The following is a 14,369-nucleotide window of genomic DNA, read 5'->3' as shown; positions in this document are numbered from 1 at the left end:
TATATAAATTGGTGATATAATAAAAAAGGATATTTTTTCTGTTTAATTTAGGAATTATTAATTATCAATGACAATCTTATAATTGATACTTTAGGGAGATAATATATGGAAAGAAGAGATAAATATAACTATTATTTAGATATCGCAGAAACGGTATTAGAAAGGGGAACATGTTTAAGGCGTAATTATGGTTCTATAATTGTTAAAAATGATGAAATCATATCTACAGGTTATACAGGAGCACCAAGGGGAAGAAAAAATTGCTCTGATATTGCCTTTTGTAGAAGAGAAAAATTAAATGTTCCAAGGGGAACACAATACGAATTATGTAGATCTGTGCATTCGGAAGCTAATGCTATAATTAGTGCTTCAAGAAGAGATATGATTGGAGCTGATCTGTATTTAGTTGGTAAAGATGTAAAAACTGGAGAATATGTTGAAAATGCTAATTCATGCACCATGTGTAAGAGATTAATTATCAATTCAGGCATTAGAAATGTGATTATACGGGATACCAAACACAATTATAGAGTTATAGATACTGATTTATGGATAGAGGAGGATGATTCTCTTAAGGATGAATTGGGATATTAAGTACATTTTGTTTAGAAAAATAATTACATAGTTAAGAGGAAAATAAATATGGAAAATTTATATTTAATAGCAATACTTTCTGCAGTTATTTCGTTTATAAGTACACCTTTGGTTAGAAAGCTAGCTTGCACCTTCAAAGTGGTAGATATTCCCAAGGATAGTAGAAGAGTACATAAAAAGCCAATTCCAAAATTGGGTGGATTAGCTATTTATATAGCTTTTGTAATTATGGTTTTTTTAAAGAAAGGTCCAATAAATGAACCTGAAATAGGAATAATAATAGGAAGCTTAATTATAGTTATTGGCGGAGTAATAGATGATAAATATAACATAAGACCATGGCAAAAACTGATCTTCCAGATTGCTGCTGCCTGTGTATTAATATCTTTTAAGATAATGATATCAGTAATTACAAATCCTGTTAGTGATGTGAATCTATATATAAGTATTGCAAACTTTATTGCAATACCTTTAACAATGCTTTGGGTTATAGGAGTTACTAATGCCTTTAATTTAATTGATGGTTTAGATGGACTTTCAGCAGGTCTTGCATTCATAGCCTGTGTTACTATGACTATAGTGGCATTTTTAAGTGGTATGGCAGATTTAGAGGTAATTACTTTAACAATTATATTAGCAGGAGCTATATTGGGATTTTTACCCTATAATTTTAATCCTGCCTCCATATTTATGGGGGATACAGGAGCACAATTGCTTGGATTTTTGCTTGCGGCAATAGCTATGAAAGGGGCCATAAAATCAGCATCGGCCATCGTTCTAGCTGTGCCTATTCTTGCGTTGGGGTTACCTATTTATGATACTCTATTTGCAATAATACGAAGAAAGGTAAATGGTAAATCTATAGCTGAGGCTGATAAAGGACATTTACATCATAGATTGCTAGATATGGGATTAACACAGCGTCAAGCAGTAATTATAATGTATTCCATTAGCGTAGTACTTGGCTTTATTGCCATTATCGTTATGCAATTAACTAATAAAAAAGCATATATGGTTTTAACAATTGTAATAATAGCCATAGTATTTTTAGCCTGGAAATTCGGATTATTTAAACACAAAAGTTGATAAGCTATGTGGAAATAAATACTATATGAAGAATATTATATATTTTGATATTTATTTGAATATAGCCAATGGTAGGAGGAATACGGATTGGATAAAATTAAAATTATAACTATTTTTGGTACTAGACCAGAAGCAATTAAAATGGCTCCGCTTGTAAAAGAATTGGAGAAAAGAGAAATTATAGATGTAAAAGTTTGTGTGACGGCACAACATAGGCAAATGCTTGATCAGGTTTTGAACTTATTTAATATAACTCCTGATTTTGATCTGAATATTATGAAGTCAAAACAAAGTTTAACGGGCATAACTACAAGAGTTCTAGAGGGTTTAGAGGAAACTTTTGAAATTGAAAAGCCGGATATGGTATTAGTACATGGAGATACTACTACTACCTTTGCAGGAGCTCTTGCAGCTTTTTATAAACAAATTCCTCTTGGACATGTAGAGGCTGGCTTACGTACTTTTAATAAATATTTCCCATTTCCTGAGGAGATGAATAGAAAATTAACTGGAGCCATGGCAGATTTACATTTTGCTCCTACAATAAGTGCCAGAGATAATCTGCTAAGGGAGAGCGTTAATGAGAAAAACATCTATGTTACAGGAAATACAGTAATTGATGCTATGGAGTATACTGTAGAGGATAATTATGAATTCGATAATGAAGAACTTAACAATCTAGACTATAGAAATAAAAAAGTAATTATGGTAACTGCTCATAGAAGAGAAAATTGGGGAGAAGGCATAGAAAATATATGTAAGGCTCTTAAAGATATAGTAGAACAAAATGAAGATGTAGAATTAGTATACTTAGTTCATTTAAATCCTGTAGTTAGAGATGTAGTTTATAAATATTTAGATGGAGTTCAGAGGGTACATTTACTTCCACCTTTAGATACAAAGGAAACTCATAATTTGATGAATAAGTGTTTTATGGTAATGACAGATTCAGGAGGTCTCCAAGAAGAAGCTCCTCATTTGGGAAAACCTGTTCTTGTATTAAGAGATGTAACAGAGAGACCGGAAGCAGTTGCAGCCAAAACAGTAAAATTAGTAGGAACTGATAGAGATATAATTATAAAGGAAGCAAACGAACTTATAGGAGATGAAGAAAAGTATTCTAAAATGAGTAAAGCAATAAATCCATATGGAGACGGATTAGCATCTAAAAGAATTGTAGATATAATTTTACAATATTTTAACAAAGATAATTGAAGCAAGTTCTTAATTCAGGTGGGGATTCTTTTACCCCATCTGAATTTTAGAACTGCAAATGCATGGATTACTTGGCGTTGAACTCCCACTTGAAGAAAAGCAGAGAACCAAAATCTTAGATTTTGTGTGAATCGCTTTCGCTGTGTGCGTGGGAGACTTACGCCAAGTTAGTCAGGTTAAAATTAGATCAGGAAAGTAATTTTCAATAGGGATTAAAATTTATATTATATATTAAATTTTTAAAATAGAAATTGATTTTTATTAATATTAGTAAGATTGCTTATAAACAGAATTCAAATTAGGCATATTTAAATAAATGATTAGAAACTTTGTTTTATTGTTTATTTAAATATGCCTTAAATATTATTTTTTGAAGTTGTTTATCATTATTCTTAAATAAATTATAGAAAATTACATATACTTAAAAACACTAAGAAAAAATAAAGTTTGTATATTTTTTAACAAAATCTATTGATAAAAAAAATATTTGTGGTTATAATTAAATTGTGAATTAAATAACAAACGATTTTAATATTTAAGAATATAAATTTTAGGAGGTTACTTTCATGAAAGAGGTAGTAATAGCAAGTGCTGTAAGAACAGCAGTAGGTTCTTTTGGAGGAAGCTTAAAAGGAGTTCCAGCTGTGGATTTAGGAGCAGCAGTAATTAAAGAAGCTGTTAAAAGAGCAGGAATAAAACCAGAAGATGTTGAAGAAGTAGTAATGGGAAATGTTCTTCAGGCAGGACTTGGACAAAATCCAGCTAGACAATCATCAATAAAAGCTGGCTTACCAGTAGAGGTGTCATCTCTTACAATTAATAAGGTATGTGGTTCTGGTCTTAGAGCTGTATCACTTGCACGTCAGATGATATTATCAGGAGATGCTGATATTATAGTTGCTGGCGGTATGGAAAACATGTCAAGAGCTCCATATTTAGTTAATGATGCTAGATGGGGAACTAAAATGGGCGATACCAAGCTTGTAGATGAAATGATTGTAGATGGCTTATGGGATGCTTTCAATAATTACCACATGGGAATAACTGCTGAAAATATAGCAGAAAAGTGGAATATTACTAGAGAAGATCAAGATAAATTTGCTCTTGCCTCACAACAAAAGGCTGAAGCTGCTATAAAAGCTGGTAAATTTAAGGATGAAATAGTTCCTATAGAAATACCACAGAGAAAGGGAGATCCTAAAATATTTGATACAGATGAATTTCCTAGATTTGGTACTACAATAGAAGCATTAGCAAAACTTAGACCTGCCTTCAAAAAAGATGGTACAGTAACTGCTGGAAATGCATCAGGTATAAATGATGGAGCAGCAGCATTTGTTATTATGAGTGCAGAAAAGGCTGAAGAGCTTGGAGTTAAACCTCTTGCTAGAATAGCAGCTTTCGGTTCAAAAGGACTTGATCCAGCTATAATGGGTTATGGACCAGTTGGAGCTACTAAAGTTGCTCTTGAAAGAGCAAACTTAAAAGTAGAAGACTTAGACTTAATAGAAGCTAATGAAGCTTTTGCAGCACAAAGTTTGTCTGTTGTTAAAGATTTAAATCTAGATACAGACAAAGTTAATGTTAATGGTGGAGCTATAGCTATTGGACACCCAGTAGGAGCTTCAGGCGGTAGAATACTAGTTACACTTTTATATGAAATGATAAGAAGAGATGCTAAAACTGGTCTTGCTACATTGTGTATAGGTGGAGGACAAGGTACAGCTCTTATAGTTAAAAGATAAGTTCATTAATATAAAAACAAGGTGAAGATTTAATCTTCACCTTGTTTTTTCTTTTGTAATAAATTATTTTATCAATTCACAAAATAGATTTATTTTATTTAAGTTTTATTTATTAACCAGTAGTTACTAAATATATAATTTTAAGTGAAGTTTATATTAATTTACTTTAAATTAGCATGAAAATAATAAATTTTTGGTATATTAAAGTATAATTTATTAAATTTTTTATGACTTAAGCATATTTTTATAAACTGGTAAGACCAAAAAAACTTGTATTTTAGTAAAAAATATTTAAATATTTAAATATTTAAATACCTTTTATGAAATAATAGATATAAATATACAAAAAAATGCTATTGGCATAGAATAATGAACTCGTTTACTATTCATTGCAGTATAAAATAACTGAAAATAAACATAATTCGGGCATTTGAAATATTAAAAAATATATTAGCAAAATGAAGAAAACATGAACTATGAGGATTAAAGTGAAGATACGTGTAGATAAATAGATTAGACTGTGAAATAGGGAGAAAAAAAGCGAAATGTCGCAGTTCCATTAAAAATAACTTAGATATATAATTTATATATTGTAATTGGATAGTAGGTGGTAGTGGCATGAATGTGGAAGTTAAAGAAATTTTAAAGAAGGTCATCTCCTTTGATATAATAATTGTTGCTTTATCCAGTGTTATTTGTTATATTTTCTTCAAACTTTATACATATATGTTGGTTATTGGATTGTTACTTGCTGCCTTAAATTTTATATTAAATTCTATCATTTCAAATTATTCATTAAAAAAAGATGGAAATAAAATTATTGGTGTTATTGGATCTATAATTAGGATTATTATTACAGGTAGTATCGCTGTACTGCTTTGTAAAGATAATAAATTTAATTTTGTAGCTTTTTTAATAGGCTATACTCTACACTATATTTCAATTGTACTTTATGGGATCACAATAAATAAATCAGAAAGGAAGTGATTAGGATGAGTCCAGAAACAGCGTTCACTTTAAATTTAGCAAATCATTCTATTGCTGTTACAACGAGTATTGTCATACAGTGGATAATCATGGCTATAATAATTATCATAGCTTTAATTCTAACAAGGAAGATAGAAACTATTCCAAGTAAAACACAAAGTGTTTTAGAAATATTTGTAGAGACTATAAGTGGATTAGTTAAATCAAATATGGGAGATGATTTTAAAAGTTTCATACCATTTATTGGAACTATGGCCATATTTTTATTGTTTCTAAATCTAACAGGTCTCGTTGGAGTAGATCCATCTACTATGGATATAAATGTTACTGCAGGTTTTGCACTAATGAGTTTTGTAGTAATTCAAGCTACTTCTATCAAGCGAATTGGTGTTGGTGGTTATTTTAAATCATATCTAAAGCCTTTTGCACCAATGATTGTAATGAATATCATTGAAAAGGTAACTTTACCTTTATCACTATGCCTAAGATTATTCTGTAACATGCTTGTTGGAAGTATGATAATTAGTTTAATTTATCAAGGCTTAAAACATTTTGCATTTGTAATACCTGTTCCATTTCATGGATTTTTTGATGTTTTTGATGGTGCTATACAGATGTATGTATTTATAATGCTTACAATGGTATATACTAAAATTGCTGTAAGTGAAGGGGAAGAATAATTTCAATAATAAACTACATCATATACTTTTATTTTATGGTGCTAGATATTATATTAAAGTAGTAGACAATTTATAAACTGAATTCTATATTTTTGATTTTAAGGAGGAAGAAAAAATGAATATTGATGCTAAAACATTTTTAGATGGTATGCTAGCTATAGGTGGAGGTTTAGCCGCAATTGGATGTCTTGGCGGTGGTGTTGGTATAGGAACTGTTTCAGGAAAAGCAGTTGAAGCTATAGCAAGACAACCGGAAGCAAGAGGAAATATCATGTCAACAATGATTCTTGGTATAGCATTTGCCGAAGTTACTTCTTTATATGCTTTAATTATTGCAATTATGCTAATTTTCGTAAAATGGCAATAATTAATAAATTTATTTTTTTATAAAAATAAGCCTGAAGAAGGGAGGCTTTTGAGTATATGAGTGGAAATCCGTTTACAATTATAGCAACTATAATTAACTTTATAATTCTTTTGATAGTACTAAGGTTTTTACTTTTCAAGAGAATTACAATTGCAATTGATACTAGAAATAACAAAGTAAAAGAGACAATAGATAATGCCAATAAGGACAGAGAAGAAGCAAAGACTTTAAAAATTCAAACTGAAAAGAATTTAGAAGATTCAAAAGTTCAAGGTAAGAGTATAGTAGAAGATTATAAGGAAAGAGCTGAAAAATTGTCACAGGACATTAAGAAGGAAGCTTCAAGTGAGGCTGAACTTATAATGGAAAGAGCTAAAAAAGAAGTAGAGAGAGAAAAAGAAAAAGCAGAAGATGAACTAAAGAAAAAAGTAGTTGATCTTGCTGTTATTTTGTCTTCAAGAGCTTTAGAAAAAGATATAAATGAAAAAGAACATAGAAGACTTATCGAAGATTTTATAACTAAGGTAGGTATGTGATATGTATGAATACTTAGATAGGAGATATGCTGCAGCATTATATAAAGTTGCTTCAGCAAAAAATAAAACTGAAGAATATATAACTGATTTGAGGCAGATTCATGAGCTTATTAACGCTAATGAGGAGCTTAATCAGGTAATTAACAATCCTAAAATAAGTACTTCAAAGAAGAAGGAAGTTTTCACAAATATCTTTAAAGACAAAATAGATAATGAATTGCTCTCTTTTTTACTTATACTCATTGAAAAGAGCAGAATCAGTGAGCTTAGCGGAATTATACTTCAAGTGGAAAAGGTTGACTTGGAGAAAAATAATCAGATTGTGGCAGAAGTAAAGACGGTTATTCCATTGAATGATACCGAAAGAACTTCTCTTACAGATAAATTAAAAGCTAAATACAACAAATCAATAATTTTAAAAGAAACTATTGATGAAAGTATTATTGGCGGTGTTTATGTAAGAGTTGGGGATGATGTCATTGATGGAACTATTAAAAATAAATTAGAAGAAATGAAAAAATTAATGCTTATAAGAGGATAGAGGTGAGCCTATGAACATAAAACCTGAAGAAATAACCTCAATTATAAAAAAGCAAATTGAGGGTTATGAAAATAAAGTAAAGTCTGTAGATTCAGGTACTATAATTCAAGTAGGTGATGGTATCGCTAGAGTATACGGCTTAGAAAATTGTATGGCAGGAGAACTTCTTGAATTTCCAAACAACGTATATGGAATGGTCATGAACCTTGAACAGGATAATGTAGGTTGTGTTCTACTTGGTGATGAAGAGGGAATAAAAGAAGAAGATGTAGTAAAGAGCACTGGAAGAGTTGTTGAAGTACCAGTTGGAGAAGCAATGGTTGGAAGAGTTGTTAATGGGCTTGGTATAGCAATCGATGGAAAAGGCCCAATAAAAACTACTGAAACAAGACCTGCTGAAACAATAGCACATGGTGTTATTGAAAGAAAATCAGTTAATGAACCACTTCAAACAGGTATAAAGGCAATTGATTCCATGATTCCTATTGGAAGAGGACAAAGAGAGCTTATTATAGGGGATAGGCAGACAGGTAAAACTGCTATAGCTATAGATACTATAATAAACCAAAAGGGAAAAGATGTTATTTGTATTTATGTTGCAATAGGACAAAAGCAATCAACAGTTGCACATATTTACAATACACTTACACAAAAAGGAGCTATGGATTATTCAATTATTGTATCTTCCGCAGCTGCTGACGCTGCACCACTTCAATTTCTTGCTCCATATACTGGTGTAACTATAGGTGAGTATTTTATGGATCAAGGTAAAGATGTATTAATTGTATATGATGATTTAAGTAAACATGCTGTTGCTTATAGAACAATGTCATTATTATTAAGAAGGCCACCAGCAAGAGAAGCTTATCCAGGAGATGTTTTCTATTTGCATTCAAGACTTCTAGAGAGAGCTGCCAAGTTATCAGATAAATTAGGTGGAGGTTCCATAACTGCACTTCCAATAATTGAGACTCTTGCAGGAGATGTTACTGCATATATACCTACAAATGTTATATCAATAACAGATGGGCAGATATTCCTTGAATCAGATTTATTCTTTGCAGGGCAGAGACCAGCTGTTAACTCTGGTATATCAGTTTCTAGAGTTGGTGGTAGCGCTCAGATTAAAGCCATGAAACAGGTGTCTGGAACTCTTAGACTTGAACTAGCACAGTATAGAGAACTTGCTGCCTTTGCACAATTTGGTTCAGATTTAGATAAGGAATCAAAGAAGAGACTTGAAAAAGGTAAAAGACTCTTAGAGATATTTAAGCAGGATCAATATCAGCCAATGTCTGTTGAAAAACAGATAATTATAATTTATGCATGTGTAGAAGAATATTTAATGGATGTAGAAGTGGGTAAGATAAAAGAATTTGAAAAAGGTCTTTTAGACTACATGGATACACACCATAAAGAAATTGGTGAAGCAATACTTACAAAAAAAGTATTGGATGATGAACTTAAAAAAGCTCTTAATAGTGCAATTGAAGAATATAAAAAAGTATTTTAGCAGAGGTGTATTTACCTTACCTTTGCGGGAGGTGAAATATGGCAGCAGGACTTATTGTAATAAAAAGAAGAATTAAGTCTATAACTAATACTAGAAAGATAACAAAAGCCATGGGACTTATAGCCACCTCTACATTAAGAAAAGCCAGGAAAAATTTGGATGCAAATGCAGGTTATTATGATTCCTTTGAAGATACAATGAAAAAGATAGCCAGTGGTGTAATGGGAAAAAGTATATATACCACTGGCAATGACAGCAAGAAGAAATTGTATATAACTATGACTTCAGATGCTGGGCTTTGTGGAGGATTTAATGGAACTGTTGTAAATACAGCAGTAAAGGAAATATCTAAAGACAGAGAAAATTCACTTATAATGTCTGTAGGACAAAAGGGAAGAGGATATTTTAGAAGATTACATTATGATACAATAGCTGAATATGTGGATATCCAAAATGAGCCTACATTAACAGAAGCGAAGACAATATCAGAGCATGCATTAGGTCTCTATAATAAGGGAGAAGTGGGTGAAATAAATATAGTTTATTCAAAGTTTATTTCCACCGTAAAACAAGAGGTAATAATAAAAAAGGTGCTGCCTTTTGACATGAAGAAGATAAAATATGATGGTTCAACTGAATTTGAGCCTGATGCCAATGAGTTGATTGAAGGTATAGCGGGTATATATTTAAAAGCTCAGGTATTTAATTTTTTATTGAATTCAAAAGCAAGTGAGCAGGCATCTAAAATGACTGCTATGGATAGTGCTACAAAAAATGCCAATGATTTATTGGATGCTTTAAATCTAAAATATAATAGAATTAGACAGAGCGCAATCACTCAGGAAATAAGTGAAATAGTTTCAGGAGCAGAGGCTCAGAAATAAGGAGGGAAACTCATGCCAGAACATATAGGTAAAGTTGTTCAGGTAATAGGACCTGTAATAGATATAAGATTTGTAAGTGAAAACCTTCCTAATATATATAATGCATTAGAAATAAGCATGGGAGATAAGAAACTTATAGCTGAAGTTGAGCAGCATATAGGTGATGATATAGTGAGAGCTATATCTATGGAGCCAACTGATGGTTTAAGAAGAGGAGCAGAGGCAGTTGATACTGGAAAACCAATTTCAGTTCCTGTAGGAAGGCCAGTTCTAGGACGTCTCTTTAATGTATTAGGTAAGACAATTGATGAAGCAGGAGATTTCAAGGATGATGAATATTATCCTATACACAGACTGCCTCCTAGCTTTGAAGAACAATCAGTAGTACCTGAAATGTTTGAAACAGGTATAAAAGTAGTAGACTTGCTTGCACCTTATCAAAAAGGTGGTAAGATAGGACTATTTGGAGGTGCTGGTGTTGGTAAGACAGTTCTTATACAAGAACTTATCAACAATATAGCAAAAGAGCACGGTGGATTGTCAGTATTCACAGGTGTTGGAGAGAGAACAAGAGAAGGTAACGACCTTTACTACGAAATGAAAGAATCTGGGGTTATAGATAAAACAGCTTTGGTATTCGGACAAATGAATGAACCACCTGGTGCTAGAATGAGAGTTGCACTTACAGGACTTACAATGGCTGAGAAGTTCAGAGATGAAGGACAGGATGTGCTTCTATTTATAGATAATATATTTAGATTTACACAAGCTGGTTCAGAGGTTTCAGCTTTACTAGGAAGAATACCTAGTGCCGTTGGTTACCAGCCAACACTAGCTACTGAAATGGGTGCTCTTCAAGAGAGAATAACTTCCACAAAGCATGGTTCAATAACATCTGTTCAGGCAGTATATGTGCCAGCAGATGATTTGACAGATCCAGCTCCAGCTACAACTTTTACTCATCTTGATGCTACAACAGTTTTATCAAGATCTATATCAGAACTTGGTATCTATCCTGCTGTTAGTCCACTTGAATCTAGTTCAAGAATACTTGATCCGAATATAGTTGGGCAGGAACATTATGATGTAGCAAGTAAAGTAAAACTTATTCTTGAAAGATATAATGAACTTCAAGATATAATAGCAATACTTGGTGTGGATGAGTTATCAGAAGAGGATAGAGCTATTGTTAACAGAGCGAGAAGAATTCAAAGATTCTTGTCTCAGCCATTTTCTGTTGCAGAACAGTTTACTGGTATGCAGGGTAAATTTGTTTCTATAGCTGATACGATAAAGGGTTTTAAGGAAATACTTGAAGGTAAATGTGATGATTTACCTGAAGCAGCATTTTTGTTTGTAGGTACTATAGAAGAAGCAAGAGAAAAAGCTAAATCCATGATGGAAAGCTAAAAAGGAGTGATTTTGTATGTCATCTAAAATAAAATTAAGCATACTGGCTCCAATGGAAAAATTCTATGAAGGTGATGTATCTGAAATAAATACATCTACAATGACTGGTGACATAGGAATACTTCCCCAACATAGTTCTTTTATAGGATTATTAAGACCTACTGTTACAAAATTAAAGCTTGAAGACGGCAGTGAAAAGTCTTTATTTACATCTACAGGTATACTTAAGGTTACTAAAGAAGAAATACAGATGATAGTTGATGATGCTGAGTGGCCTGAGGAAATTGATGTAGAAAGAGCAGAAAGAGCTAAGGAAAGAGCAGAGGAAAGATTGCATAAGCGTGATCCTAAAACTGATGCTAAAAGGGCCGAAATTGCTCTTCAAAGAGCACTTGCCAGAATTAAGACTAAAGGTATGTAAAAAATGGTCTAAGAATTTATGTTCTTAGACCATTTTTTACATTCAACATATAATGAAAATACTATCTAAATTTATTGAAATACAGTAAATTTAGATAGTATTTTTTTATTTTTAAAGGGCAAAAATAAAATTTTCACACATCATATGTAAAATTTATATATTAATAATGTATAGGAATAAAAAGGAAAAAATAGGTTAATAATCTAAAGAGAAAGGTAGGGGGGAACATGAGGATAAAAAAGAATTATATATTTTTGGTTATCATAATTTCTATTACATTTTTAATGGAAAATGCATTAGCTGTTGAAAATAAGGATATAATTAATGAAATTTTAAGTAAAACTAAAAGTATGCCTGTGGAAATGGGAATAAATACTTATTATGACACAAAAAGTAATGGAAAAGATGAGTGCATAAAATGGCTTAAATTAATGAATTTATATGATAATAGTGCACCAGACATAGTAATTAATAATGACAATTATAATTATGAGGATTTACTAAAGAGTGGTAATGATGTACAGCTAGAGGATAAAAACATAGAAAATAAGAGCAAAAACATAAAAAATAAAGTTACTATAAATGACAATAAAGTATACTGTAGAGAATTTGAAAATGGAGATATATATGGTTATATAGAAAGTAGAAAAGATGGAGATGTAAATAAAATCAATCTATTTATTCGAGAAATAAATAAAAAAGGTGACATTAATAATTTAGAAAAGCAGGTTAGAGCATCTATTGATAAAGAAGCTTCTAATATAACACTTTATAAATATATTAAAGCAAAGATTTCTAAAGACGATGTAAAAACTACTCAAAATAAAATAGAAAATTATTTAAAAGGTATTGGCAGTAGAAATGTATCAACTGTTGAAATAAATAGAGGATTTAGTACGGTAGCTTATACAAATAAATATGCTCCAATATCAGATAATGGAAATCTTATAGATTTTAATTATGCAGTTATAAAGGAATCTGATGGAAATTATATAATTTTAGGTACACCTATAATTGGTATTACTTATTAACGTATAAATAAGAGTAAATTGGAGGAGTAAAATGGAAAAGTTTATTATTAAAGGGGGAAGTACTCTAAGAGGTGAAGTGAATATTAGCGCTGCAAAGAATGCTGTACTTCCAATAATTGCGGCTACAATTTTATGTGGAGATAAATGTATAATAAAAAATTGTCCTATGCTCTTAGATGTATATGTCATTACAGATGTCTTGAAATCTTTAGGAGCAAAGATTAATATAAATAAAATAAATAGAGAAATCGCTATTGATACCAGCGGAATAATTGATTGTGAGGTTAGTAGCGATTTAGTAAGAAAGATGAGAGGATCATTTTTAATAATGGGTCCTATGATATCTAGATTTGGTAAATTTAAAACTTCCTTTCCTGGAGGATGTAATATAGGAACTAGGCCTATTGATTTGCATTTAAAAGGCTTTAAGGCTTTAGGTGCTGAAGTTAAATTAAATCATGGTTATGTAGAAGTTTCTACGAAAAAATTAGTTGGTGGAAAAATATATTTAGATTTTCCATCTGTGGGAGCTACAGAAAATATAATGATGTCAGCAGTATTGGCCGAAGGGGAAACAATTATTGAAAATGCAGCTGAGGAACCGGAGATAGGAGATTTGGCGGAATTTCTAAATCGAATGGGAGCAAAAATTACGGGTATAGGAACAGATACATTAAAAATTATTGGAGTAAAAAATCTAAATGGGATAAGCTATGAACCAATCTATGATAGAATTGAAGCAGGAACTTTTATGATTGCAGCAGGAATAACAAAAAGTAAAATCAAGATTAATGGTATAAACAAAGAGCATATAAAGCCTGTAGTAGCTAAATTAACAGAGATGGGAATTGGCTTTGAATTTAAAGGACAAGAATTACTGATAGATGGAAGAAATGATTTAAAACCCATTGACATAAAAACTATGCCTTATCCTGGATTTCCTACGGATATGCAATCCCAGATGATGAGTCTTCTTAGCTGTGTTTGTGGAACAAGTGTAATTACTGAGACAATTTTTGAAAATAGATTTATGCACGTTACAGAACTTAAAAGAATGGGCGCTAATATTAAAATTGATGGCAGAAGTGCAGTTATAGAGGGTATAAATAAATTAAATGGTGCTGAAGTAAAAGCCACAGATCTTAGAGCTGGGGCAGCTTTAATACTTGCAGGACTGGAAGCAGAAGGTGAAACGGAGATATCTGATATTCATCATATAGATAGAGGTTATGTTGAAATAGAAAATAAATTACAGAATATTGGAGTTAATATACAGAGAGTAAAATGTTAAATAAAAAAAGGGTCACATATCAGTGGCTCTTTTTTTATTTGTAATAAACTAATTAATATTTAAATAAA

At 31.3% G+C, this 14,369-nt stretch carries 15 protein-coding genes; all 15 read left to right on the top strand.

Annotated features, from left to right (window positions below; all coding sequences use genetic code 11):
- The first annotated feature begins 105 nt into the window (after positions 1-105).
- The gene (locus ABF633_RS10030; protein ID WP_415523552.1) at positions 106-594 is read left to right on the top strand and encodes a cytidine deaminase; all 489 of its coding nucleotides are present in this window, start codon (positions 106-108) and stop codon (positions 592-594) included.
- 48 nt (positions 595-642) lie between these two features.
- Positions 643-1,680, top strand: a complete 1,038-nt coding sequence (locus tag ABF633_RS10025) for a glycosyltransferase family 4 protein (RefSeq protein WP_415523551.1) — start codon at positions 643-645, stop codon at positions 1,678-1,680.
- An 87-nt stretch (positions 1,681-1,767) separates the two neighbouring features.
- Entirely contained in the window at positions 1,768-2,895 is a 1,128-nt protein-coding gene (wecB, locus tag ABF633_RS10020) for a non-hydrolyzing UDP-N-acetylglucosamine 2-epimerase (RefSeq protein WP_415523550.1), read from the top strand.
- Between the two features lie 566 nt (positions 2,896-3,461).
- Positions 3,462-4,640 (top strand): acetyl-CoA C-acetyltransferase, encoded by a 1,179-nt coding sequence (locus ABF633_RS10015; protein WP_415523549.1) that lies wholly within the window; start codon positions 3,462-3,464, stop codon positions 4,638-4,640.
- Between the two features lie 618 nt (positions 4,641-5,258).
- Positions 5,259-5,627, top strand: coding sequence for an ATP synthase subunit I (locus ABF633_RS10010; protein WP_415523548.1), 369 nt, complete (start codon positions 5,259-5,261; stop codon positions 5,625-5,627).
- Entirely contained in the window at positions 5,627-6,307 is a 681-nt protein-coding gene (locus ABF633_RS10005) for a F0F1 ATP synthase subunit A (RefSeq protein ID WP_415523555.1), read from the top strand. The genes ABF633_RS10010 and ABF633_RS10005 overlap by 1 nt, the downstream gene beginning before the upstream one ends.
- A 115-nt stretch (positions 6,308-6,422) precedes the next feature.
- The gene (atpE, locus tag ABF633_RS10000; protein ID WP_415523547.1) at positions 6,423-6,674 is read left to right on the top strand and encodes an ATP synthase F0 subunit C; all 252 of its coding nucleotides are present in this window, start codon (positions 6,423-6,425) and stop codon (positions 6,672-6,674) included.
- Positions 6,675-6,730: 56 nt separating this feature from the next.
- Positions 6,731-7,210, top strand: a complete 480-nt coding sequence (locus tag ABF633_RS09995; protein ID WP_415523546.1) for a F0F1 ATP synthase subunit B — start codon at positions 6,731-6,733, stop codon at positions 7,208-7,210.
- A gap of 1 nt (position 7,211) precedes the next feature.
- Positions 7,212-7,751 carry a F0F1 ATP synthase subunit delta gene (locus ABF633_RS09990; protein ID WP_415523545.1) on the top strand — a complete coding sequence of 180 codons (540 nt, stop codon included), beginning with the start codon at positions 7,212-7,214 and terminating at the stop codon, positions 7,749-7,751.
- A 10-nt stretch (positions 7,752-7,761) separates the two neighbouring features.
- Entirely contained in the window at positions 7,762-9,264 is a 1,503-nt protein-coding gene (atpA, locus tag ABF633_RS09985; RefSeq protein ID WP_415523544.1) for a F0F1 ATP synthase subunit alpha, read from the top strand.
- A gap of 38 nt (positions 9,265-9,302) precedes the next feature.
- Complete coding sequence (gene atpG / locus ABF633_RS09980; RefSeq protein ID WP_415523543.1) at positions 9,303-10,148, top strand: ATP synthase F1 subunit gamma; 846 nt, start codon at positions 9,303-9,305, stop codon at positions 10,146-10,148.
- A 12-nt stretch (positions 10,149-10,160) separates the two neighbouring features.
- Positions 10,161-11,558: a F0F1 ATP synthase subunit beta gene (gene atpD / locus ABF633_RS09975; protein ID WP_415523542.1), complete on the top strand. Its 1,398-nt coding sequence runs from the start codon at positions 10,161-10,163 to the stop codon at positions 11,556-11,558.
- Between the two features lie 16 nt (positions 11,559-11,574).
- Positions 11,575-11,979, top strand: a complete 405-nt coding sequence (locus ABF633_RS09970; protein WP_415523541.1) for a F0F1 ATP synthase subunit epsilon — start codon at positions 11,575-11,577, stop codon at positions 11,977-11,979.
- A gap of 227 nt (positions 11,980-12,206) precedes the next feature.
- Entirely contained in the window at positions 12,207-13,010 is an 804-nt protein-coding gene (locus tag ABF633_RS09965; RefSeq protein ID WP_415523540.1) for a hypothetical protein, read from the top strand.
- A 31-nt stretch (positions 13,011-13,041) separates the two neighbouring features.
- Positions 13,042-14,301: a UDP-N-acetylglucosamine 1-carboxyvinyltransferase gene (murA, locus tag ABF633_RS09960; RefSeq protein WP_415523539.1), complete on the top strand. Its 1,260-nt coding sequence runs from the start codon at positions 13,042-13,044 to the stop codon at positions 14,299-14,301.
- The last annotated feature ends 68 nt before the right edge of the window (positions 14,302-14,369 follow it).

The organism is Clostridium sp. (assembly GCF_047718555.1).
In the GTDB taxonomy this organism is placed as follows: domain Bacteria; phylum Bacillota; class Clostridia; order Clostridiales; family Clostridiaceae; genus Clostridium_I.
This window is presented reverse-complemented; position numbering and strand designations above follow the sequence as displayed.